This window comes from Methylobacterium sp. P5_C11, from assembly GCF_054049775.1.
Genome location: NZ_JBFULS010000020.1, coordinates 42,663 through 64,384, shown reverse-complemented (window position 1 = coordinate 64,384; position 21,722 = coordinate 42,663). Strand labels below are relative to the sequence as shown.

The 21,722-nt window shown below is 72.0% G+C and carries 20 protein-coding genes and 1 pseudogene; 7 read left to right on the top strand and 14 right to left on the bottom strand.

The window, feature by feature from the left end; all coding sequences use genetic code 11:
- Positions 1 to 248: 248 nt before the first annotated feature.
- Positions 249 to 740 carry a YcgN family cysteine cluster protein gene (locus tag ACXJKQ_RS13120; RefSeq protein ID WP_457106175.1) on the top strand — a complete coding sequence of 164 codons (492 nt, stop codon included), beginning with the start codon at positions 249 to 251 and terminating at the stop codon, positions 738 to 740.
- Positions 741 to 745: 5 nt separating this feature from the next.
- Here ACXJKQ_RS13120 and ACXJKQ_RS13115 read toward each other — a convergent pair whose 3' ends face one another.
- The 6 genes from ACXJKQ_RS13115 to ACXJKQ_RS13090 all read right to left on the bottom strand — a co-directional run bounded on the left by ACXJKQ_RS13115 (position 746) and on the right by ACXJKQ_RS13090 (position 4,844).
- Entirely contained in the window at positions 746 to 1,435 is a 690-nt protein-coding gene (locus ACXJKQ_RS13115; protein WP_457106174.1) for an NrsF family protein, read from the bottom strand.
- Positions 1,435 to 1,992, bottom strand: coding sequence for a sigma-70 family RNA polymerase sigma factor (locus ACXJKQ_RS13110; protein ID WP_457106197.1), 558 nt, complete (start codon positions 1,990 to 1,992; stop codon positions 1,435 to 1,437). Before ACXJKQ_RS13110 ends, ACXJKQ_RS13115 begins: the two co-directional genes overlap by 1 nt.
- Positions 1,993 to 2,102: 110 nt before the next feature.
- The gene (locus tag ACXJKQ_RS13105; RefSeq protein ID WP_457106173.1) at positions 2,103 to 2,843 is read right to left on the bottom strand and encodes a DUF1223 domain-containing protein; all 741 of its coding nucleotides are present in this window, start codon (positions 2,841 to 2,843) and stop codon (positions 2,103 to 2,105) included.
- A 70-nt stretch (positions 2,844 to 2,913) separates the two neighbouring features.
- Positions 2,914 to 3,702 carry a creatininase family protein gene (locus tag ACXJKQ_RS13100; protein ID WP_457106172.1) on the bottom strand — a complete coding sequence of 263 codons (789 nt, stop codon included), beginning with the start codon at positions 3,700 to 3,702 and terminating at the stop codon, positions 2,914 to 2,916.
- Positions 3,703 to 3,813: 111 nt separating this feature from the next.
- Positions 3,814 to 4,347, bottom strand: a complete 534-nt coding sequence (locus ACXJKQ_RS13095; RefSeq protein WP_457106171.1) for a protein phosphatase CheZ — start codon at positions 4,345 to 4,347, stop codon at positions 3,814 to 3,816.
- Between the two features lie 113 nt (positions 4,348 to 4,460).
- On the bottom strand, positions 4,461 to 4,844 hold the full coding sequence (locus ACXJKQ_RS13090; RefSeq protein ID WP_012317888.1) for a response regulator: 384 nt from the start codon (positions 4,842 to 4,844) through the stop codon (positions 4,461 to 4,463).
- 302 nt (positions 4,845 to 5,146) lie between these two features.
- On the opposite strand from ACXJKQ_RS13090, the gene ACXJKQ_RS13085 reads away from it, so the two are divergent.
- Together ACXJKQ_RS13085 and ACXJKQ_RS13080 are read left to right on the top strand one after the other, a co-directional pair.
- Complete coding sequence (locus ACXJKQ_RS13085; RefSeq protein WP_457106170.1) at positions 5,147 to 6,133, top strand: bifunctional riboflavin kinase/FAD synthetase; 987 nt, start codon at positions 5,147 to 5,149, stop codon at positions 6,131 to 6,133.
- A gap of 63 nt (positions 6,134 to 6,196) precedes the next feature.
- Positions 6,197 to 6,415 carry a DUF2093 domain-containing protein gene (locus ACXJKQ_RS13080; RefSeq protein WP_457106169.1) on the top strand — a complete coding sequence of 73 codons (219 nt, stop codon included), beginning with the start codon at positions 6,197 to 6,199 and terminating at the stop codon, positions 6,413 to 6,415.
- A gap of 3 nt (positions 6,416 to 6,418) precedes the next feature.
- Here ACXJKQ_RS13080 and lpxK read toward each other — a convergent pair whose 3' ends face one another.
- From lpxK to ACXJKQ_RS13065, 3 genes are read right to left on the bottom strand one after another with little or no spacing between them, the layout of a single operon-like run.
- Positions 6,419 to 7,402, bottom strand: a complete 984-nt coding sequence (gene lpxK / locus ACXJKQ_RS13075) for a tetraacyldisaccharide 4'-kinase (RefSeq protein ID WP_457106168.1) — start codon at positions 7,400 to 7,402, stop codon at positions 6,419 to 6,421.
- Positions 7,402 to 8,733, bottom strand: a complete 1,332-nt coding sequence (locus tag ACXJKQ_RS13070; protein ID WP_457106167.1) for a 3-deoxy-D-manno-octulosonic acid transferase — start codon at positions 8,731 to 8,733, stop codon at positions 7,402 to 7,404. Before ACXJKQ_RS13070 ends, lpxK begins: the two co-directional genes overlap by 1 nt.
- Complete coding sequence (locus ACXJKQ_RS13065; RefSeq protein WP_457106166.1) at positions 8,730 to 9,515, bottom strand: lysophospholipid acyltransferase family protein; 786 nt, start codon at positions 9,513 to 9,515, stop codon at positions 8,730 to 8,732. The genes ACXJKQ_RS13070 and ACXJKQ_RS13065 overlap by 4 nt, the downstream gene beginning before the upstream one ends.
- A 296-nt stretch (positions 9,516 to 9,811) precedes the next feature.
- Between ACXJKQ_RS13065 and ACXJKQ_RS13060 the strand changes: the two are divergent.
- Both ACXJKQ_RS13060 and ACXJKQ_RS13055 read left to right on the top strand, forming a co-directional pair.
- A pseudogene (locus tag ACXJKQ_RS13060) lies at positions 9,812 to 10,303 on the top strand (VIT1/CCC1 transporter family protein); the annotation flags it as partial.
- A 64-nt stretch (positions 10,304 to 10,367) separates the two neighbouring features.
- Entirely contained in the window at positions 10,368 to 11,291 is a 924-nt protein-coding gene (locus ACXJKQ_RS13055; protein ID WP_457106165.1) for a metallophosphoesterase family protein, read from the top strand.
- Between the two features lie 60 nt (positions 11,292 to 11,351).
- Here the strand turns inward: ACXJKQ_RS13055 and ACXJKQ_RS13050 are convergent, their stop codons facing one another.
- The gene (locus ACXJKQ_RS13050; RefSeq protein WP_457106164.1) at positions 11,352 to 11,513 is read right to left on the bottom strand and encodes a hypothetical protein; all 162 of its coding nucleotides are present in this window, start codon (positions 11,511 to 11,513) and stop codon (positions 11,352 to 11,354) included.
- A gap of 318 nt (positions 11,514 to 11,831) precedes the next feature.
- Between ACXJKQ_RS13050 and ACXJKQ_RS13045 the strand changes: the two genes are divergently transcribed.
- Positions 11,832 to 13,226 (top strand): amidase family protein, encoded by a 1,395-nt coding sequence (locus ACXJKQ_RS13045; RefSeq protein ID WP_457106163.1) that lies wholly within the window; start codon positions 11,832 to 11,834, stop codon positions 13,224 to 13,226.
- Positions 13,227 to 13,366: 140 nt separating this feature from the next.
- Here the strand turns inward: ACXJKQ_RS13045 and ACXJKQ_RS13040 are convergent, their stop codons facing one another.
- The 4 genes from ACXJKQ_RS13040 to ACXJKQ_RS13025 are packed head-to-tail and all read right to left on the bottom strand — an operon-like array spanning position 13,367 to position 19,908.
- On the bottom strand, positions 13,367 to 14,509 hold the full coding sequence (locus ACXJKQ_RS13040) for a M20/M25/M40 family metallo-hydrolase (RefSeq protein ID WP_457106162.1): 1,143 nt from the start codon (positions 14,507 to 14,509) through the stop codon (positions 13,367 to 13,369).
- Positions 14,506 to 15,978 (bottom strand): M81 family metallopeptidase, encoded by a 1,473-nt coding sequence (locus ACXJKQ_RS13035; protein ID WP_457106161.1) that lies wholly within the window; start codon positions 15,976 to 15,978, stop codon positions 14,506 to 14,508. Before ACXJKQ_RS13035 ends, ACXJKQ_RS13040 begins: the two co-directional genes overlap by 4 nt.
- A 31-nt stretch (positions 15,979 to 16,009) precedes the next feature.
- Complete coding sequence (locus ACXJKQ_RS13030; RefSeq protein WP_457106160.1) at positions 16,010 to 18,367, bottom strand: penicillin acylase family protein; 2,358 nt, start codon at positions 18,365 to 18,367, stop codon at positions 16,010 to 16,012.
- Entirely contained in the window at positions 18,364 to 19,908 is a 1,545-nt protein-coding gene (locus ACXJKQ_RS13025; RefSeq protein WP_457106196.1) for an acetolactate synthase large subunit, read from the bottom strand. Before ACXJKQ_RS13025 ends, ACXJKQ_RS13030 begins: the two co-directional genes overlap by 4 nt.
- Before the next feature lie 208 nt (positions 19,909 to 20,116).
- Between ACXJKQ_RS13025 and ACXJKQ_RS13020 the strand changes: the two genes are divergently transcribed.
- Entirely contained in the window at positions 20,117 to 21,718 is a 1,602-nt protein-coding gene (locus ACXJKQ_RS13020) for an ABC transporter substrate-binding protein (protein WP_457106159.1), read from the top strand.
- Positions 21,719 to 21,722: the final 4 nt, after the last annotated feature.

The window sequence follows — 21,722 nt, the reverse complement described above, 5'->3', positions numbered from 1 at the left end:
AACGTGGCGGCGAATGGTCGAGCGCCGCGGGCGCGGAGCCTGCGCCCGCGCCACCGCGCGGCGTCCCCGTCCATAGCAGGATCCGGAACGGCCGGCGAGGCTCCACGCCGTTTCACGAATCGCCATGGACGAGCTTGGGTGTAACGCGCGAGGGCGCGATCCGGTCGCATCCGGACGTCGATTGCGGCGCTTGCTCCGGTCCACCGCCTCGGGCAGAGAAGCGCCTCCCCGTTCGAGAGACCTCACCGATGTCCAAGCCCGAGGCGCCGCGCCGCGGGGCTGTCGAGCCGTTCTGGCAGGCCAAGACGCTCGAGGCCATGACCCCGTCCGAATGGGAGAGCCTGTGCGACGGCTGCGGCCGGTGCTGCCTGATCAAGCTCGAGGACGAGGACACCGGCGAGGTCCATCACACCGACATCGGCTGCACCCTCCTTGACGGTCTGACCTGCCGGTGCCGCGATTATGCGCGCCGGCAGACGCGCGTGCCCGATTGCGTCCGCCTGACGCCGGAGGCAGTGCGGACGATCGCGTGGCTGCCGCCAACCTGTGCGTACCGCCTCGTGCGGGATGGGGAGCCGCTCTATCCCTGGCACCCGCTGCTGTCGGGCCGGGCGTCGAGCGTCCACGAGGCCGGTATCTCGGTGCGCGGCCGGCTCGCCGGCAACGAGGAGGAGTTCTCGGAGGATGAGTTGCCGGACCGGATCGTCGACTGGCCCGGCAGCGATCCCGACGGCGCCTGAGCGCCTCAGTGGGCGCCGGCGTCGCGGTCGAGCAGCCGGCCGCCGGCCAGCCCGTTGACGGCGATGACGAGGGCGACCGCCGCCGCGTGGAACAGAAGGTCCGTGGCCGTGGCGTCGTGCGGGTGGACCGGGACCAGCAGGGCCGCGGCCGCAGCGGCCACCGCGAGGCCGCCGAGGGCGGCCGTAAGGTTCGGCCGCAGCGGGCAGGCGCGCCGCAGCATCACCACGATCAGCACCGAGAGCGGCACCGAGACGCAGATCAGGAAACTGAAGCAGCCCGTGACCGTGTGCGCTCCGGGGATGTCGGCACCCGGCGCGATCCATTCGCGCAGGCAGCCCAGACCGCTCGCGCCGATCCACAGGGCCAGCGGCGGAAGCGGCAGGAGCGCCCAACGGCCGGAACGGCCCGGGACGCTGGTGGCGAAGGCCGCGAACGCGGCGGCGACCGCCGTCAGCGCGGCGCCGATCGCCGCGAGGGCGAGATCCGGGACATGCATGCGCAGCATGAATCCGCCCGTGCCGATCCAGGCCGCCAGGACCAGCCCGAGCAGCAGCGTGGCGCCGAGCCACAGGGCCGCACGCGCCTCCGGGGCTCGGAGCGGCCGCACCGGCTCGAGGCCGCCCGCGAGTTCCTCGACGAGCCGCTCGTGACGGGAGAGGCCGCGGCCTGCCCAATTGCTCCCCTCTCCGGGCATCACTCCCTCTCCTGGGTCAGGCTTGCCCGCAACGCCTTCAACGCCCGGTGCAGGTTCACCTTCAGGGCGCCCTTGCTCCGGCCGGTCAGGGCCGCGGTCTCGTCGAGCGACAGCTCGCGCAGGCCGAGATGCTCCACCGCCTGCCGCTGACCGTCGGGAAGGGCCGCCAGCGCCCGCGACAGGGCTGCGGCGCGGTCCCGCGCCTCCAAGCTCTGACCGGGGGCCGGGCCGGGATCGACCTCGGCCTCGTAGGCGAGGGGATCGTTGACCTCCCGGGGCCGCCGCCCGGCCCGGCGCAGGCGGTCGATCGCCCGCCGCTGGGTGATGGCCCGCAGCCAGGGCAGGAACGGCCGGTCGGGATCATAGCTCGCCCGAGCCCGGTGGACCGTCATCAGCGCGTCCTGCACGACGTCGTCCACCGCTTCGCCGCGTACGCCCTGCGCCCGCGCGATCGCAGAGACCACGGGCAGGCAGGCCTTCAGCAGCGCCCGATAGGCGGCCGCGTCGCCGCCCTGTGCCGCCGCCATCAGGGCTGCCAGTTCCTGTTCGAGCGCCATCCGGGCTCCGCCGTCGTTCCGTCCCCCGGCCCGCGCCGTATCTAGACCGCGCTCCGACCCCGACGCCAGCACCCAGCCGCGGGCGGGGATCCCGCCCGGAATCGCGAGGATCATCGCACGGCCTCCCGTGCCGTCCCGGCCGGGGCCGCTGCGAGGCGTGCGGCCCCGAGGATCCGCCCGTCCTCGGCCTGCACCAGCAGGGCCGCCGTCGCGCCGTCCGGGCGGCCCGACGCGAAGGCCGCGGCCCCACCGGACCAGCGGCCGAGGTCCTGCACGGAGCGGACGACGTTGGCCTGGTCGATCGTGCGCCCGGCGTTCTCGCCGCGCAGCACCCGGGTCGTGTGGCTCGGATCGAAACCGACGAGCAGCACGCGGGCGGTCGCCGTCGCGGTGCCGCGCCCGGGACCGACCTGCGCGACGACGCGGTCGCCGTCGCGGGTCAGCGTCACGGGGACGCCGGAGCCGTCCGCCCGGGCGCGGGCGATCGCGGCGCGCAGGCCGGCCTCGTCGGAGCCGACCAGCCCGGTCCGTCCGTCGATCACGGCCTGAGGCGTGTAGCTCGAGCCGCCGAGGCGCGCCGCATAGGCCTCCTGGCGGGCGGTGGCGGCCGGCAGGGCGTAGGGGTCGCGCCAGTTCAGGTGATTCCAGTAGGTGACGTGGAACGCGAGGGGCAGGACATCCCCGCGTTCGCCGGCCGGCTCGTGCGCGAGGCGGCCGAGCAGCGCCTCCGCGGGCGGGCAGGAGGAGCAGCTCTGCGAGGTGAACAGCTCGACGACGACGGGGCGCTCAGCGGCTCCGGCCGGGCGGAGGACGGCACACAGCAGGGTGGCGATCAAGAGGGTAGGGCGCATGGCCGGGACTCCCGCATGCCGGCTTTTCGCTCCCGGCATACCGGCTCTTTCGGCGGCCGCGCGGCGGCAGTTACACGGGCGCCGCGAGTTCGAAGGCGTCGACGTCGCGCAGGAGGGCGAGGAACGCCTCGGCGCCGTGGTCCAGCGCCGCGTGGCCGGCCTCGGCCGTGCCGAGCCGCGCGTCGCCCATGGCGCCGGAGGGCTGAAGGTCGCCGGCCTTCCAGGCGAAGGCGGCGGGGCGGCCGGCGCGCAGGTGGGTGAAGTCGCGGACCATGGCCAGCGTACGCGGCGGGAAATCGGCGATCCGGTCGGTCCGGACGAGATCTGGGCGCAGGGCCAGCATCAGCGCCGTCTCGATGCCGCCGGCATGGATTCCGTGGGCGATCTCCTCCGCCGGGAACAACCCCCCGGGGTAGCCGAGCCGCGCCCACGACGTCGTCACCGCCACCATGGCGAACCGGGCGCGCAGCTCGCCCGCCACGAGGTCGATGAGCGCGCTGTTGCCGCCGTGGCTCGTGACGATCACGATCTTGCGGCAGCCGGCCCGATGGACGGCGGCGCCGATCCCCGTCCAGGCGGCGAGCGCCGTCCCGGTCTCCAGCGTGAGCGTGCCCGGGAAGGCATCGTGCTCGTCGGACTTGCCGACCGGCTGGACAGGCAGCAGCAGCACGTCGAGATCCGCGGGCGCACCCGCGTGCACCCGGGCGAGATAGCCCTCGGCGATGATGGTGTCGGTGGCGAGCGGCAGATGCGGGCCGTGCTGTTCGGTCGCGGCCACCGGCAGCACGGCGATCGCCCGCCGCATGTCGCGCCGGGCCAAGTCTTCGGTGGTGAGGTCGGACCAGAACCGCGCCGTCATGCCTGTCGTGGCCTCCTGCCGGCACCGCCGGATGGCGGCGGAATCGGGCAGCGATCTAACCGGCTGGCCGGCACCGAGTCGACGGAAGAAGCGCCGTCGGCACGGCCGGTTTCAGGCGAACAGGGCGTCGATGTCGTCCTGGGACGGCATGGCATCCTGAGCCTGAGGGCCGTTGAGCAGGAGATCCTCGGCCCGGGTCCGTCGGGCGCGCTCGGCGGGATCCATCGCGGCGGCGTCGCGGGCCTTCACCGCGCCGACGAACCGGGCCAGGCGCTGCTCGAACAGCCTGAGGGATTCCACCACCTTGGCGATCCGCTGCCCGGTGATGTCCTGGAACGCGCAGGCCTCGAAGATGGTGTTGATCCGCTCCTCGACGGCGTCGCGATAGCCCGGCCCGTCCGGCAGGCCGAGCATCGCCTCCGCGGCTTCCATGATCGTGTTGGTGGCGCCCGCAGTCGCCTCAACGACGCTGCCGAGTTCCTCGTGCGCCATGGGGATACGGTCGCGGCTCATCTCGTTCGCCCGCAGCGCTCCGATCTCCTCCCGGAGATGGGCGATGTAGTCCGCGATCTCGATCAGCTCGGCGATCACGGTCTGCGGTTCCCGAAGCCGCAGATCGGGCTGCCGTGCGGCGGCTAACGACATGCTGTCCTCCTCGGATCTTTCGCCGTTTTCGGAACCATGGCCGTCTCGGCCAGCCATGCCGTGTCCTGTCGCCCTGCGCCCGGGCGGCGCGAGGGCACCGGCAGGGGAACCGCTCAGCTCCCGCAGACCGCCTCGATCTTGGACTTCAGCGTCGCCGCGTTGAAGGGCTTCACGATATAATTGTTCACGCCGGCCTTCTTGGCCGCGATCACGTTCTCGGTCTTCGACTCGGCCGTGACCATGATGAACGGCGTCGTCCGAAGATTTTCGTCGGCCCGCACGTGCCGGAGCAGCTCGTAGCCGGTCATCGGCTCCATGTTCCAGTCGGAGATGACGAGGCCGTACTTGCGTCCCTTCAGGCGCGCGAGTGCCTCGGTGCCGTCCGAAGCGTCATCGACCTCCTCGAAGCCGAGCTGCTTCAGTAGATTACGAATAATGCGGACCATCGTCTGGTAATCGTCGACAACGAGGATCGGCATGCTCAAGTCGAGAGCCATCGAATAACTGCTCCGTATTGCCCGGCGGGAAGCCGCGGCGGCTCCCGGATAGATTAACGCTTCGCTAACGCTGCAATTTAGCTGCGCCGCACAGCATTTCAAATAGGCCATGCGCATTGCGAAGCCGTTAATCGGCGCAGCAGACGCATGGCCTCGCTCTCCCGGCGCGGCGGCGCCCGGACGACCCGCGAAGGCTCGCTTGACCCTCCGGGCACCTTTCGGCAGGGTCCGGCCGCGTCGGTCCCCTCGCGGACATGTCAGGCGACCCCACCAGACCCTTCCGAGCAATCGACCCCGAACCGATGGCCCCTGGCGACGACACGGCCGCGCGGCCCTTCACCATCTGCCGTGCCGACGAACCGATCCCGCCGGCCCTGGCCGGAGCCGTGGCGGCGATCGGCAACTTCGACGGCGTCCATCTCGGCCACCGGGTGCTCGTGGAGAGCGTGCGCGCCGCGGCCCGCGCGGCCGGAAGGCCGGCCGCGATCCTGACCTTCGAACCGCATCCGCGGGCCTACTTCATGCCCGACGCCCCGATGTTCCGCCTGACCGGGCTGACCGCCAAGGAGATCCTGTTCGCCCATCTCGGGCTCGACGGGCTGATCGTCCGCCGCTTCGACGGTGCCCTGGCCGCCACGGGGGCACGGGCCTTCGTGCTCGACTTCCTGAAAGGGTCGCTCGGCCTGTCCGGGGTGGTCGTCGGACACGATTTTCATTTCGGCCGTGGCCGCGAGGGCACACCAGCGATCCTGGCCGAACTCTGCCGCGAGGCCGGGATGAGCTGCCGGATCGTCGACCCGGTCGCCCTCGGGGACGAGCCCGAGCCGGTCTCGTCGAGCGCGATCCGCGCGGCGCTGGCCGCCGGGGACATCGCCCGCGCCAACGCGCTGCTCGGCTACCGCTGGTTCGTCCTCGGGCCGGTCCGGCACGGCGACAAGCGCGGGCGGCAGCTCGGCTTTCCGACCGCCAACGTCAGGCTGCCCGATTGTGGACTGGCACACGGGATCTACGCGGTGCGGGTCCGTCTGGCCTCCGGCAGGGTCTGCGACGGCGTGGCGAGCTACGGCCGCCGACCGACCTTCGACGACGGCGCACCGCTCCTGGAAGCCTACCTGTTCGACTTCTCCGGCGACCTCTACGGACAGGAGATCGCGGTCGAGTTCGTCGGCTACATCCGGGGCGAGGAACGGTTCGACAGCGCCGACGCCCTGGTCACCCGCATGCATGTCGACGCCGCCGCCGCACGAGCCATGCTGGCGCAGGACAGTACCGCTTCGATGCTGGGCTGATCCGCGCGGGGCAGCGCGACCGGCGCGGATCGTGTACAAGGGGGGATCGAACGGGAGGCGGATGTGCTGGGTCGTTACGAGCGCGCGAACAACGGCGAGGCGGTCGTCGAATACGGTGACGGCACCATGCGGGTGGTCAAGCCGGGCGGCTTCGTGCGGTGCGCCGTGACCGGTGAGCCGATCGCGCTCGATGCGCTGCGCTACTGGAGCGCCGCCCGGCAGGAGGCCTATGCATCCCCCGAGGCGATCCTGAAGCGGCTCAAGGAAACCGGTCGGCCCTGACCGTCACGGCGCGCCGGCGAGCGCGCCCTCGACCTGCCGACGCAGAAACACCGGATCCTCGACCACGAGGCGCACGCGCAGCACACGCACCTGGGCCGAGAGGGCAGCGGGCAGACGCGCCGCATCCTTCTCGGTGGTGACGAGGTCGGCCCCGAGGCGCCCCGCCGCCTCGAGGAGGTCCACCAGCTCCGCGGCCCGGTAGGGATGATGATCCGGGAACGGCCGCGTTCCGGCGATTACCGCACCTGACTCGATCAGGGTCGCGAAGAATTTTTCCGGCCGGCCGATTCCCGCGAAGGCGAGGCAACGCCGGCCCGCCAGATCGTCCGTCGCCGGAACGAGGCGCGCCCGGTGGACCGGGAGGCCGCGCTGCCGTGCCATCCGGGCGACCGCGTCGCCCGCCGCGCCGTCACCGACCACGATCAGCCCGCCGACATGCGGCCATTGCCGCGCGAGCGGCGCCCGCAGCGGTCCCGCCGGGAAGGGCAGCCCGTTTCCGATACCGGTGGCGCCGTCGACGACCGCGAGGCTGAGATCCTTCGCCAAGCTCGGGTTCTGGAGACCGTCATCCATCACGATGACATCGGCGCCGAGGCTCCGGCAGAGGGCCGCCCCCGCCGGGCGGTCGCGGGATACGACCGTGGGCGCCCGGCGGGCGAGGAGCAGCGGCTCGTCGCCGACCTCGGCGGCCCCATGGCGGTCGGGATCGACCCGGACCGGACCCGCGTGCCGGCCCCCGTAGCCGCGGGTCAGGAAGGCTGGCGCGCGGCCAAGCTCGGCGAGGAGGCCCGCCACCGCCAAGGCGGACGGCGTCTTCCCGGCCCCTCCGAGGGTGAAGTTCCCCAGGCAGAGGACCGGGCACCCCGCCCGCGCGCCGGGACGATCCATGCGCCGGGCCACCAGCGCCCCGTAGACGGCACCGAGGGGCGCGAGACCGCGCGCGGCCGGGTGATTCGGCGCCGCTGACCAGAAACCCGGAGGCCGCATCAGGCCCGCGCGAGGGGTCGCACGGGGCTGCCCCGGTCGAGACGCTGGAGCTTCATCTGCGCCACGAACGGGTCGAGCACCGCGAGCGTGCGCGCCACGGCACCCTCGAAGGGCTCCAGGGCCTGCTGTCCGGCCCGGGCGATCTCGGCGAGGCGCCCCCGGTCGGCGAGGAGTTCGCCGGCGACCGCCGCCAGTTCGACGCCGTCACGCACTGGCAAGGCGCCTCCGACGCGGTCGAGGGCTTGGTAGACCACGTCGAAATTCTCGGTGTGGGGTCCGTGCAGGACCGCGGAGTCGAGGCGCAGCGGCTCGATGGGGTTCTGGCCTCCCCGCGGCACGAGGGAGCCGCCGAGGAAGACCAATGGGCTCAGGCGGTAGAACAGGCCCAGCTCGCCGATCGTGTCGGCGACGTAGACCTCTACGGAGGGATGGGGGCGGCCGCCGGTCGACCGCTGGGCGCTGCGCAGACCGACGGCGTTGGCGCACGCGACCGCCTCAGCCGCCCGCGCCGGATGCCGCGGGGCAATGATGGTGAGGAGCTTCGGGAACCGCACCTTCAGCATCGCGTGCGCGTAGGCGACCATGGCCTCCTCGCCGGGATGCGTGCTCGCCGCGACCCAGACCGGCCGGCCGGCCATCATGGCCCCCAGATAGGCGACCTGCTGCGCGTCCGCCGGCGGCACGGGCGCGTCGAACTTCAGATTTCCCGAGATGCTCACCCGCGGCGCGCCGAGCTTTGCGAACCGCTCGCCGTCCTCCTGCGTCTGCGTAAGGCAGATCGCGATCCGCGCCAGGAGCGCCTTCGCGGTGCGCGGGCAGCGCTCCCACCCCCGGAACGAGCGCTCCGACATGCGGCCGTTGACCAGGATGAGGGGAATCTCGCGCTCGTCCAGAGCCAGGATCGTGTTCGGCCAGATCTCCGATTCGGCGATGACCGCCAGGTCCGGCTGCCAATGGTCGAGGAACCGTCCGACCCAGCGCGGCGCGTCCAGCGGCATGTACTGGTGCACCGCGCCCGGCGGCAGTCGAACGCCGATGAGTTCGGCGGCCGCGCGAGTGCCCGTGGTCACGAGCACCGAGAAGCCGCGGGCGATCATGCCTTCGACGAGCCCGATCAACGACAGCGCCTCGCCGACGCTCGCACCATGCATCCAGGCGAGCGGCCCGACCGGCCTGGCCCGACCTGGGAGACCCCGCCGTTCCGAGAGCCGGCGCGGATCCTCCTTCCCGCGCTGCGCGCGCCACGCCAGCAGCCCGGTCAGGGCCGGCTCGCCGATGCGCAGACCGGCCCGGTAGGCCTGCAGGGGCAGCGTGACCGAGGGGGGCCTCACGCGAAGTCTCCCACCGGCGCGGAGGCGGTCATCTCAGCGGGGTCGCGATAGAGTGCGGCCCGGTCGGCACGGCCGACCAGCGCATAGGCGCGGGCATGCACCCGGTTCATCTCGGCCTCGACGTGGCGCCGGAGCGTCTCGAATGCCTCGCCCTCGCAGTCGCGCGCCACGTAGACAGGATCTCCGAGTACGACGGCCCCGCGGCCGAAGGGCAGGCCGAGACAGGCGCGGTCCCAGGATTTGAAGCGCAGGTGCCGGCTCGTCACCACGGCCGCCGGGACGATCGGCCGGCCGGAGAACCGCGCGAGGGTGAGGATTCCGGGATCGCACCGGCGCGAGACCTTGGGCACGTCGGCGCTGAAGGCCACCGACTCGCCGGCCTTCAGGGCGCGCAGCATCGCCCGGAAGCCCTCGGCGCCGCCCTTGGCCCGGGTATCGGTGGCCCGGCTCCGGCCGCGGGCGCCGGAGGCCCGGATCACGCGGACGCCGAGCCGCTCCAGCGCGAGGGTGTTGATGTTGCCGTCGGGATTCTTCGAGATGATCGTGGCGACCCGATCGCCCGGCCGGCGCATGAACGGCATCATGATGTGCTGGCCGTGCCACATGCCGGCGATGAGCGGGAGTTGCGCATCCATCCACGGGTCGACGCCGTTCCGGTCCGCACCGGCCGCGTGAACCTCGAAGCGGTTGGTCACCTGCACGAGCCGCAGATAGGCCGCCGCGATACGGCCGAGGAGCCGCTGCACTGCAGGATGGCGGAGGATGCGCTTGCCGAGACTCATGTCACGCCTGAGGCGGCTCGACCGCCATCGCCCGATCAGTTCGGGATCGAATTCGACCGCGCATGGTCTAGCCCCCGCGCCTCAGACGAAACAATCGGCCCCGTCCACAACCAGACAGATAGGTCCGCCGGTGAGGGCGGGTGTCCGGAGGCCGCGAATGCTCCCGCGGCGCGGCGAAAACACGGCAGACGGCCTTGTTTAGATCTATTCCAGTCTGTAGATTGGAACAAATCCAAACAAGGAGTTTCCCGATGGCAGCCGTCATGGAGAGCGCTGCGGACCTGGCCGCGGACGCCCGCCGCACCTTCGTCCTGCGCTACGTGCAGCCCGGCCTCGCCGGGCTGATCGACGGGTCGGTCTCCACCCTCGCACCGATCTTCGCAGCGGCCTTCGCCACGGGACATAACGGCGCGACCTTCCTGGTGGGGCTCGCGGCCTCGGTGGGGGCGGGCATCAGCATGGGGTTCACCGAGGCCCTGTCGGACGACGGCAGCGTCACGGGCCGCGGCGATCCGTGGCTGCGCGGCCTGGTCTGCGGGGCGATGACCGCGCTGGGCGGCCTCGGCCACACGTTGCCTTACCTGATCCCCGATACCCTCCCGGCCGGATGGCCGAACCCGTTCGTCCTCGCCACGAGCCTCGCGATCCTGGTCGTGGTGATCGAACTCACCCTCATCGCGGCGATCCGCACGCGGTTCATGGCGACGCCGTTCTGGCGCGCGGCCCTGCAGGTGATGCTCGGCGGCGCATTGGTGCTGGTCGTCGGGATGCTGATCGGAAGCGCTTGACGGGACGCGCCGCGCCCGCGATGCGGGGCGCCTCCCGTCCCCGTGTCGAGGGTGACCTCCGGCGTTGACCTTCTGCCTCGCCCATCTCAGCGATCCGCATGTCGGCCCCCTCGGCCGGGTGCGCCTCCACCAGCTCATCGGCAAGCGCGCCACCGGATACGCGAACTGGCGGCGCGGACGGTCGCGCAGCCACGACATGGCCGTCCTCGAGGCGCTGGTCACCGACCTGAAGGCCCAGGGCGCCGGGCACGTCGCGTGCACGGGCGACCTGTGCAACATCGGCCTGCCGAGCGAATGGGAGACGGCCCGCACCTTCCTGGAAGCGCTGGGCGCGCCCGATGCGGTGAGCTTCGTGCCGGGCAACCACGACGCCTATGTCCGCGGCTCGCTGGAAGGCCTGCTGGCCGCCTGCGGCCGCTACACGGGCGATGATTCCGGCTCGTGGGGCCGGTTTCCCTACCTGCGCCGCCGGGGCTCCCTGGCGCTGGTCGGCCTGTCCAGCGCGATCCCGACCAAGCCCTTCGTGGCGACCGGCCGCCTCGGCGCGCCGCAGCTGGCCGCGGCCGAAGCTCTGCTGCGCGCCCTCGCCTCCGACCCGAGCCGGCCCTGCCGTGTGGTGATGATCCACCATCCGCCGCAACCCGGAGGCGCCTCGCCGGGACGCGAGTTGAAGGATGCCGCCGCGTTCACCGCCATGATCGGGCGGGCCGGGGCGGAGCTGATCCTGCACGGTCACAATCACGTCACGAGCGCGGCCCGGATCCCGGGACCGGACGGACGGGCGGTTCCGGTTATCGGAGCCCCCTCAGCCTCGGCACGCCCGGACGGCCACGGGGCGATCGCGTCGCGCCGCGCCTCCTACCTGCTCTTCGACATCGGCCGGGCGGAACAGGGCTTCACGATCCGCGGCCGGCGACGGGGCCTCGACGCGGCGGGAGCCATGGGCGATCTCGGCACCCTGGACCTCGACGAAACGAACCCGGCCTGAGGCTGCGGGCCGGCGCGACCCCGGTCATCGGTCGCGCCGGCCCGATGACCGGGCCGAGGATCACATGCCGGCGACCGCGAGGTCGGCGCGCTGCTGTCGGCTGAGACTCGCTTCGTATCGCTCGGCCTGGAGGCGGGTGAGGCCGCAAATCAACGCGAGGGTCCCGCGATACACGGTGTAGGTGCCGTCGTGTGTCGGCTTGACGCGAATCACCTGTGCCATGGAAGCCTGCCTTTGCTGGAGGTTGCCTGCCTTCGTCTGAGGAGATCGTCCCTTCTCGTTGGATTGGCTGGTCGAACGCGCGAACAGGAGCGACGTTAGCAGTCGTCCAAGGCGTGGCAAGAGCCGTATACGTCGGAATGCTTAGTCCGCTCTGCTGCAACGCGGGAAAGGCTTGCCAGGGCTGGCGATCCGCGGATGCTCAAAAATGCGGCCCTCGACTTGCATTTTGAATATGCTGCGTGGGCCGGCCGGGAGCCCCCCGGGCGGTGCGAATCGCAGGCTGGATCCCGCCCGTCCGGGCGCTCGAAAGGTACCCTCATGCAGCTCTGGCGTCTCACGGCGACCGACCTCGCAGCCCTGATCCGCACCGGCCAGGTCTCGGCCCGGGCGGTCGCCCAGGACGCCCTCGGCCGGCTCGACGCGGTCAACGGACGGATCAACGCCGTGGTCGAGCACCGCCCCGAGGACGTCCTGGCGCAGGCCGACGCGGTGGATGCCGCCCGGGCGCGGGGCGACGTCCTGGGTCCGCTCGCGGGGGTGCCGGTGACCGTGAAGGTGAATGCCGATCAGCGGGGCTTCGCGACGACGAACGGGTTGCGCCTCCAGCGCGACCTCGTGGCGACGGACGACAATCCCGTGGTCGCCAACCTCCGCCGCGCCGGCGCGATCCTGCTCGGGCGGACGAACACGCCCGCCTTCTCCCTGCGCTGGTTCACCTCTAACCAGCTCCACGGCGACACCAGGAACCCGCGCGATGCGGCGCTGACCCCCGGCGGCTCATCGGGAGGCGCGGGCGCCGCGGTCGCGGCCGGGATCGGCGCTATCGCCCACGGCACCGACATCGCCGGTTCGGTGCGCTACCCGGCCTATGCCTGCGGCGTGCACGGGCTGCGACCAAGCCTCGGCCGGATCCCGGCCTGGAATCCGTCCTCCCCCGAGCGGGGGATCGGGCCGCAGCTCATGGCCGTGTCGGGGCCGCTCGCGCGGAGCATCGCGGATGTGCGCCTCGGCCTGGAGGTGATGGCGGCTCCGGATCCGCGCGACCCGTGGTGGGTGCCGGCGCCCCTGGAGGGTCCGCCCGTCCCGCGCCGGGCGGCCCTCTGCGTACGCCCCGGGGGTCTGGCCACCGTCCCGGAGGTCGAGGCCGCCCTGCGCGAGGCGGCGGCCCGCCTCACCGAAGCGGGGTGGGCCGTGACGGAGATCGCCGACACCCCGCCGATCCGGGAGGCGAGCGAACTCCAGCTTCAGCTGTGGCTCGGCGACGGCTACGCGGCGGTCCGGGCAGCGGCGGAACGGGAGGGGGACCCGGCGGCGATCGGCCTCCTGGAGAGTTTCCGGACGCGGGCCGAGGCGATGGCGCCCGACGCCCTCGTCCGAGCCCTGGCCCGGCGCGCGACCCTGGCGCGGGACTGGTCGCTGTTCCTCGCCGAGCACCCGGTGCTGCTGGTGCCGGTCTCGGCCGAGCTGCCGTTCCCGGACGGCCTCGACCTCACCGGCGATGCCGGCATCGCCCGGGCCTTCGAGGCCAACCTGCTGCAGGTCGGTCTGGCGCCGATCGGCGTCCCGGCGCTGACCGTGACGACCGGCCTCGTCGGACGCACCCCCGTCGGCGTGCAGCTGGTCGCGGCACGATACCGGGAGGACCTGTGCCTGGCGGCCGGGGCGGCGATCGAGGCGGGCGGCGTGCCGCACATGCCGGTCGATCCGGCCTGACGCCGGCCCTTGCCGAACCGTGGTCGTGCCGTCGGGGCTGCTGCGCGCCCGGACGGCCCTGTTCGGCGGGGGGCCTGCGGAGCGCCGTGGCGGTCGTGGCGCGCCGGCGCCGGCCGCGCCCGACCTTCAGGGCGCCGGATTCAGGTCCGTGCCGCCGCACCGAGATTGGCGAGCAGCGCCGCGAACAGCCTCGCCCGCTGCGGCAGGGTGTCGATTAGCAGGTGCTCCTCCAGAGTGTGGTAGCCGTGGCCGAGCGGGCCGAGGCCGTCGAGGGTCGGGATGCCGTTGGCGCCGGTGAAGTTGCCGTCCGAGCCGCCGCCGGCACTGTGGTGGGGCAGTGGCTGGCCGAGGGCCTCGCTCAGGGTCCGCGCCTGTTCGTAGAGGGCCATGCAGCCGGCATCCGGCTCCCAGACCGGCCGGGTCACGCCCCGGCTCACCGTGAAGCGGACGCCGTCCTCCTCCCCCGACAGGGCCAGCATCCGCGCGACGCCGCGGTCGAGGTCGGCCTGGCGCTTGGCCATGCTGAGCGCCTGCCCGCGGCAGAGGGTCGGGACGCAGTTCACCCACTGGCCGCCGGAGACGATGCCGGTGGAGAAGGTGCAGTCGGAATCCGACAGCGCGTCGATCGCCAGGATCTTGCGCGCCATGGCGCGGATCGCTGAGCGCCCCTCGTGGGGCGAGGATCCGGCATGGCTCGGCCGGCCCAGGGCTTCCAGGTCGAAGCGCGCGATGGCGTAGCGGCCGGTGACGACGCCGTTCCCGGGCTGGCCGGGCTCGGGGACCAGGACGAAGGCTTGCCGGGCGGCCTCGGCCTCGATCAGGTCGCGGGTCGAGGGGCTGCCCACCTCCTCGTCGCCGGTGAACAGCACGGTGACCGGCAACGGCGTCTCGATCCCGGCCGCCGCCAGGGCGCGGATCGCCGCCAGGGCGATGACGTTGCCGCCCTTCATGTCGAGGATGCCGGGCCCATAGGCGCGGTCGCCCTCGATCCGCCAGGGCAGGGTCCCGAGGGTGCCGACCGGATGGACGGTGTCGAGGTGGCCGAGGACCAGGATCCCGGGCGCATCGCGGGTCCGATGCGGGAAGCGGGCGCGCACGCAGTCGCTCAGGCCCATCCGCCCGGGAATGGTCTCGACGGTGGCCCCCGCGACGGCGAGGTCCCGGGCGGCCACGCGCATCATCCGGTTGACCGCCGCGGCGTCGTGGGTCGGGCTCTCGCATTCGACCCAGGGGCGCAGGGTCGCGAGGATCTCGCGCGGGTCGAAGGTGAGGTCCGGTCTCATCGGGCGGTCTCCTCGGCGAAGGGATCGGCGACCCGCGGCCAATAGGGGCCGGACCGCTTGGTGTAGGGAATGGCGCCATAGTCGGGCGGGACGGCCCCGGGGGCCGCGACGTAGCGGATCTCGCTCGCGATGGGCGCGAAGGCGGCATAGAAATGCTGCATCGACTTCACCACGACGATCCGCTTGTCGGCGAGGCTGAGCCCCAATCCGGTGAACGCGTCCGGCGCGAAGGCCTGCTGGCGCTTGTGGGTCAGGACCACATGGATCCCCTCCGCCTCCACCCAGGCGGCAGGGCCGAGATGCGCCCGGCCGCCGCTGAGACCGGTCTGGCTGTGGTCGTTCGAGAGGCCCCGCACGGTGACGCGCAGGTCCACCGGGTCCCCCGAGGTCACCCCGCACTTGCCGCCGATCCGGAGCGTGAACGACGCTCCGAGCCCGGCCTCATGGCAGATGCCGACGGCGCCCGGATCCCAGATCAGGCCGAGCGCCACGTCTCGCACGCCGCGCGCGGCGAGGCGGGCCAGGATCGCGGTGTTGTCCGAGGGCGCGCCCGCGCCGGCATTGTCGGCGAAGTCGGCGAGCACCATCGGACGCGGGTCGTCGGAGGCGAGGCCTGCGTCGATGGCCTCGTCGATCGTGTCGCAATGGCTCGCCGCCTCCTCCCGCATCGCCCAGACGGCGGCGGCGAGTTCGTCGGCGAGCGCCTGCGCCTTGCCGGCATCGCCGTCGGCGACGACGAGGATCTTGGCGCCGACATCCGCCACGTCGCCCCAAGGGAAGCCGTGGCCGAAGGAGACCGACAGGATGCGGTCGCGCCCCTCCAGCGCCTCCATCCGGCGCACGAAGCCGGCGACCGGCTCGCGGCTGGTGCGCCACATGTTGACGATCCGGCAATCGGCATAGGCCATGACCGGCCGGATGTCCTTTGACGCTGTCCGGGCCACAAGGGGATAGAGGTCGCGGGCGCGGTCGACGATGTCGGTGTGCGGATATTCCTTGTAGATCACGATGACGTCGGCGCTCTCCCGCATCGTCTCGGTGAGGTGGCAGTGGAGATCGAGTTCGACGCCGATCGTGGCCTCCGGCCCGACGATCGCGCGGACCCGCTCCAGGGTATCGCCCTCGCAATCGTCATAGCCCTCGGCCACCATTGCGCCGTGCATGAACAGCAGCACCGCGTCCACCGGCATCGCGGCCTTCAGGTCGTCCAGCAGGGCGTCGCGCAGCTCCTCGTAGACCGCCCGCAGGGTGATCCCGCCGGGTTGCGCGAAGGTCGAGAGGCTCTCGACCACCGCATGCCCGTCCGCCTCGGCCAGCGCGCGCCAGGCCTTGAGGCCGATATTGCTGAGGCTCGGCGGGTTCCGGCTGCCGTCCCGGCGCGCGAAGTCGGCCAGGAAGGCGGCCCGCCCCGTCGGCAACGGGGCGAAGGTGTTGGTCTCGGTGGCGAGGCCTGCGATGAAGATCTTCAAGGTCCTGTCCCCATCCATCCCGGCCGCCCGGTCAGGCGGGGCTCGGGGTCAGCGTGATGACCGTTTCAGTGGCCGCGTCCACGGCCTCCCGGCCATAGAGCATCGGCACGTAGTCCTGGCGACCCCAGGCCGGGGCCAGATCGGCATAGTGCGGCCTTCCCGGGTCCCCCGACTGACCCGGGACGTTGATGAAGACCGACCGGTCCCAGTCGCCGACGTCGACGACCATGCGGAACGAGGCGCCGTGTGTGAGCCGGAACGTGTCGGTCCGATACTCCGCGTGCATGACCGATGCCGCGGCGCCGCCCACGGGCAGCGGACCCACGTCCCACCCGGAATCGGGCCTGAGCGCCGTGAGGGGATGGACGAACAGAGCGTGGTGCAGGCGGCCCCAGGACCAGCCCGAGGGGTCGGCGCCCATCCGCTCCCGGCAGGTGCGGCAGGCGTCGCCGAGGCATTTCGTCAGTAGCGCCGCGCGCGCCGCCGGCTCGAGACCGGTCTCGAGCCGCTCGATCAGGCTCTGGGTGTCGCCGGGCGGCAGCAGGCGACGGGTGCCGAAATCGGGGACCAGCGCCTCAAGCAGCGCCGGGCGCAGGTGGCGGACCCAGAACATCTCAAGGAGGGCAGCGGCGGCGGAAGCGTGATGCAGCGCGCCCTCGAACGACGCCAGCAGGGCCTGGGCCGAGGCGATGTCGGGATCGGCCGCCGCCGGCAACGCCCGCACCAGATCGGCCAACCGGAGAGCCGGCTCGGAGAAGACGTCGCCCTGGAGCGCCTGCGAGTCGGCGAGGCTGTGCCGGGTTTGCCCGCCCAGCACCGCGCGGATGCGGCGGGCGCGCCAGGGCTCGGCCCACTCGAACCCGAGCTTCCGATCCTCAGCGGGGAAATGCGGCGGCAGGTTCATCTCGTTGGCGGTGGCGAGCCAGCCCGGTTCCGGGTCGACGCTCCGGGGCAGCGCACCCGGATCGTGAAAGCCGGTCCAATCGTAGCGGCCGTCGCCCGGGACCGGCAGAAGCCCGTCATGGGCCGGGCGCAAGGGCGCCTTGCCGGCCATGAACCACGCGATCCGGCCCGTGACATCGGCGTAGAGCTGGTTGACCGAGGGCGCCGACCAGTGGCGCAGAGCCTCGCCGAACGCCTCGGGACTCCTGGCGCCGAGATAGGCGAGGCTGCCGAGATAGGCGGCACTCCCCGGCTCGGACCAGACGGTGCGCAGGGCGAAGGCGCGGCCCGCGACCTCGCGGATCACCGGCCCGTGCCGGGTGAAGCCCAGCACCACGGTCTCGTCCGGGCCGCCGCGCACAGGGATTCTCTCCGTGATCCGCGCGATCCGCGCCCAGCCGTCACCCGAGCGGTAGCGGTCCGGGTCGGCGGGATCGGCCTCGCAGACGAACAGATCCTCCTGGTCCATCGGCGCGATGGTCAGGCTGAAGGCGGCGTGCCCGTTATGGCCGATGGAGATGCCGGGCAGAGCCGGCTCGCCGGCCCCGATCACGTCGAAGCCCGGCGCGGTGAGGTGGACGGCGTAGCGCAGCGACGGCTGCAGGTAGACCCGGTGCGGGTCGCTCGCCAGGATCGGTCGGCCGGTGGCGGTGCGGGTCGGCCCGACCACCCAGTTGTTGGAGCCCTCGGCCGGCTCCTTCGGCGCGCCCCGCGGCCCGCGGGTGACGGTTCCGTGCGCGTCGACCTTGCTCCAGGCCCAGGCTTCGTCGCGGGCGGCGGCCATCCGTTCGGGCGTGAAGCCGACCGCGGCGGTGGCCAGACGAAACCCGTCCAGCAGATCGTCCGGCCAGTCGGCGGCGTCGAGCCCGTCGGGGGTCACCGGGTCATGCGGCGGGCTGATGCGCTTGCGCAGATCGTCCGCGGCGAGACCGTCAGCCCGGCGCCCGGCGCGGGCGAGGACCCTGGCGCGGGCAACCTCGGAGAGTACGTTGCGAATCAGCGCGTGGCTGCGGATGCGCACAACGTCCTCCGGCCGCCAGCGGGACGGGCGCGTGTCCGTCACGGCGAATTCCGGCGGGCGCAGCGCGGGGCGCGCCTCGGTGAGCGCCACGAAGGCGTTGAGCCCGTCCACGAAAGCCGTGACGATGCCCTTCGTGTCCTGCGGTCCGTAGGCGGCCCATTCGGCCGCCATGTCGTCCCGATAGAGGAACAGCCGGGCGGCGCGGTCCTGGGCGAGGTAGCCAGGCCCGAAATCCGCCGCTAGCAGACCGAGGCCGCGCTTGCGCCAGAGGTCGAGCTGCCAGAGCCGGTCCCGGGCCGCGTTGAACCCCTGCGCACGGAACGCGTCGAGCGCAGTGCCGGCCCGGATATGCGCCAGCCCCCACCGGTCGATCCGGATCTCCGCCGGGCCGTCGAGGCCGGGAACCGGGTAGGTCGTCCCGCTCACAGGGCCACTTCGATGAGGTGCGGACCCGGGTTGGCGAGGGCGTGCTGGAACGCCTCGATGAAGTCGGGAAGCGTCTCGACCCGCCGCCCCGCGACCCCGAAGCCCTTGGCGAGGCTCACCCAATCCACCGCCGGCTCGTCGAGGCTCAGCATGCCCAGCGCCTTCGGGCCGGGATTGAGGGCGCCGACATTGGCGAGTTCCGCCCGCAGGATCGCGTAGGAGCGGTTCGACCAGACGAGCGTGACCACGTCGAGCCGCTCCCGCGCCTGGGTCCAGAGCGCCTGGACGGTGTAGAGCCCGCTGCCGTCCGCCTGGAGATTGATGACCTTGCAGTCGGGGCAGGCCACGGCGGCGCCGGTCGCCATCGGGATGCCGAGCCCGATCGAGCCGCCGCTGAGCTGGAGCCACGTGTGGGGGGCCGCATCCCGGGTCAGGGCGAAGAAGTTGCGCCCCGTGGTGATCGACTCGTCGCAGATCACCGCGCCCTCCGGGATCAGCGCGCCGAGCACCTGCCCGATCGTGTCCTGGTCGAGGGGGCCGCCGGTCGGGAGCTTCGGGCGCGGCGCGGCGGCGATCGGCTGGGCGGGCGGGGCCGCGACTGCCTCGGCAAGCCGCTCGAGGGCGTCGATCTGGTCCTCCTCGGGGGTGGCCAGCGTGATCGTCGTGCTGCCCTCCGGCGCCAGCAGGCTCGGCTTGCCGGGATAGGCGAAGAATCCCACCGGCGGGGTCGCGCCGATCAGGATGACGTGGCGGAAGTCCTTCAGCGCCGCGATGCCCTGATCGATCGGGTAGGGCAGGCGCTCGATCGGCACGGTGCCGGCACCGCGGTCGATCCGGGAATTCGAGGTCATCGCCATCAGCTGCGCGCCGGTCTTGCGGGCGATCCGGTCGGCGATGACCCGGCCCTCGTTCCGCACCGCCCGATCGCCGAGATGCAGGAGCACCGGCTCGCCACTCCGGAGTGCCCGCACGGCCGCCGCGATGGCGTCGTCGCCGACCTTCGCCCGCTCGGGGATCGGAGGCACGGTGGCCGGCCCGGTGCCGGGATCCCAGGCGGTGTTGGCCGGCAGGATCAGGGTCGCGACCTGACCGGGCGCGGTCCGGGCCGCCGCGATGGCCGCGGCGCCGTCGGTGCCGATCTCGGCAGCGCTCATCCCCGTCCGCACCCAGGACGACATCGGATGGGCCAGCCCCTCGATGTCCGAGGTCAGCGGCGCGTTGTACTCCCGGTGGTAGGTCGCGTGCTCGCCGACGATGTTGACGACGGGGGTGCGCGCCTTCTTGGCGTTGTGGAGGTTGGCGAGCCCGTTCGCCAATCCCGGCCCGAGATGGAGTAGGGTCGAGGCCGGCTTGTCGGCCATGCGGGCATAGCCGTCGGCGGCGCCGGTCGCCCCGCCCTCGAACAGGAACAGGAGGCAGCGCATCCCCTCGACCCGGTCGAGGGCGGCCACGAAGTGCATCTCGGAGGTCCCGGGGTTGGTGAAGCAGACCTCGACCCCGCCGTCCACGAGGGTTCGGACCAGGCTCTCGGCCCCGTTCATGGTGCTCGGGTTTCCATCACTCACGGGCGACTCCCTCACGGTCCGGCGGCATCGGCCGGCGACTCGCATTTTTTATTATCGTGGCGCAGCGGGCGCGGTGCGCAAGGGGCGAAGCCTGACACCTCCACTTCCCCCGACGCGGAGGCTATCACCGGGGATGGCGCGGGATTTGCGGTTCGCGCACCGCAACTTCGACGAACGGGCTCCCATGACACTTCGCCGCCTGATTGCTACCGCCCTGGCCGGTTCCGTGGCTCTCACGGGGCAGGCCAGCGCCGAGAGCGTGCTGCGCATCGCGATGACCGCCACGGACATCCCGACGACGACGGGGATGCCCAACAACGGGTTCGAGGGCATGCGCTTCCTCGGCTATCCGATCTTCGAGGGGCTGGTGCAGTGGGACCTGACGAGCACGACCAAGCTCGCCGGGATCGTCCCGGCGCTGGCCGAGCGCTGGGAGCAGGACCCGACCGACAAGACGATCTGGACCTTCCACCTGCGCCAGGGGGTGAAGTTCCATGACGGGACACCGTTCAACGCCGACGCGGTGATCTGGAACCTCGACCGCTACTTCAAGAACGACAGCCCGCAATTCGAGCCCCAGGGGGCCGGCATCTCCCGCGCCCGGGCGCCGCTGGTCGGCAGCTACAAGAAGATCGACGACGCGACCGTTCAGATCACCACCACCCAGGTCGCCTCGTACTTTCCCTACATGGTGGTCTACCTGCTGTTCACCTCACCGACCTCCTTCGAGAAGGCGGGACGCGAGTGGAGCAAGGTCGCGGCGCTGCCGGCGGCCGGCACGGGTCCGTTCAAGATCACCCGGGTCGCCCCGCGGGAGGCGGTCGATCTCGCCCGGTACGACGGCTACTGGGATCCGAACCGGATGGCCAAGGTCGACAAGGTCCGGCTGCTGCCGATCCCGGAGGCGAACGCGCGGGTCGCAGCCCTGCGGGCCGGGCAGGTCGACTGGATCGAGGTGCCGGCCCCGGACGCGATCCCGTCGCTGAAGCAGGCGGGCTTCACCATCACCACGGGCTCCTACCCGCATGTCTGGCCCTACATCTACAACATCGGCGCCAAGGACAGCCCGCTGAAGGACGTGCGCGTCCGGCAGGCGCTCAACTACTGCATCGATCGCGCCGGCATCGTCGAGCTTCTCAACGGCACGGCGGAGCCGGCCTCGGGCTGGCTGAACGACAAGGATCCGAATTTCGGGTCGCCGAAGAACCGCTACTCGTACGATGCCGCCAAGGGGAAGGCGCTGCTGGCCGAGGCCGGCTATACCGACAAGAAGCCGCTCAGCCTCAAGGTGATGATCTCGTCCTCCGGCTCGGGCCAGATGCTGCCCATGCCGATGAACGAGTATCTGCAGGAGAACCTGAAGCAGGCCTGCAACGTCGATCTCAGCTTCAACGTGGTCGAGTGGCAGGTGCTCCTGAACGCGAGCCGCCTGCAGCCGGACACGCCGAGCCTCCAGGGATCGATGGCGCTGAACGTCTCCTCGCCCTCGTCGGACGCCGCCGTCATGGCCCGCTACTTCGCGGGCGACCGGTTCCCGCCGGCCGGCTTCAACTTCCCCAACTGGAAGGACGAGGCATTTGACGCCGCCCTGAAGGCGCTGGCCGAGACCACCGACGCCAAGGTGATCGACGCGCAGACCAAGATCGCGAACGAGCGCCTCGTAGATAACCCACCCTGGCTGTTCGTCGTGCATGACCTCAATCCCCGCGGGATGTCGAAGAAGATCCACGGCTTCGTCTCTCCGCAATCCTGGTTCGTCGACCTCACCCTCGTCAGCGTGCAGTAAGCCG

Coding starts and splice junctions, on each gene's coding strand:
- ACXJKQ_RS13120 (WP_457106175.1), top strand. CDS start 249: ATGTCCAAGCCCGAGGCGCCGCGCCGCGGGGCTGTCGAGCCGTTCTGG.
- ACXJKQ_RS13115 (WP_457106174.1), bottom strand. CDS start 1,435: ATGCCCGGAGAGGGGAGCAATTGGGCAGGCCGCGGCCTCTCCCGTCAC.
- ACXJKQ_RS13110 (WP_457106197.1), bottom strand. CDS start 1,992: ATGGCGCTCGAACAGGAACTGGCAGCCCTGATGGCGGCGGCACAGGGC.
- ACXJKQ_RS13105 (WP_457106173.1), bottom strand. CDS start 2,843: ATGCGCCCTACCCTCTTGATCGCCACCCTGCTGTGTGCCGTCCTCCGC.
- ACXJKQ_RS13100 (WP_457106172.1), bottom strand. CDS start 3,702: ATGACGGCGCGGTTCTGGTCCGACCTCACCACCGAAGACTTGGCCCGG.
- ACXJKQ_RS13095 (WP_457106171.1), bottom strand. CDS start 4,347: ATGTCGTTAGCCGCCGCACGGCAGCCCGATCTGCGGCTTCGGGAACCG.
- ACXJKQ_RS13090 (WP_012317888.1), bottom strand. CDS start 4,844: ATGGCTCTCGACTTGAGCATGCCGATCCTCGTTGTCGACGATTACCAG.
- ACXJKQ_RS13085 (WP_457106170.1), top strand. CDS start 5,147: ATGGCCCCTGGCGACGACACGGCCGCGCGGCCCTTCACCATCTGCCGT.
- lpxK (WP_457106168.1), bottom strand. CDS start 7,402: ATGCGGCCTCCGGGTTTCTGGTCAGCGGCGCCGAATCACCCGGCCGCG.
- ACXJKQ_RS13065 (WP_457106166.1), bottom strand. CDS start 9,515: ATGAGTCTCGGCAAGCGCATCCTCCGCCATCCTGCAGTGCAGCGGCTC.
- ACXJKQ_RS13050 (WP_457106164.1), bottom strand. CDS start 11,513: ATGGCACAGGTGATTCGCGTCAAGCCGACACACGACGGCACCTACACC.
- ACXJKQ_RS13045 (WP_457106163.1), top strand. CDS start 11,832: ATGCAGCTCTGGCGTCTCACGGCGACCGACCTCGCAGCCCTGATCCGC.
- ACXJKQ_RS13040 (WP_457106162.1), bottom strand. CDS start 14,509: ATGAGACCGGACCTCACCTTCGACCCGCGCGAGATCCTCGCGACCCTG.
- ACXJKQ_RS13025 (WP_457106196.1), bottom strand. CDS start 19,908: ATGAACGGGGCCGAGAGCCTGGTCCGAACCCTCGTGGACGGCGGGGTC.
- ACXJKQ_RS13020 (WP_457106159.1), top strand. CDS start 20,117: ATGACACTTCGCCGCCTGATTGCTACCGCCCTGGCCGGTTCCGTGGCT.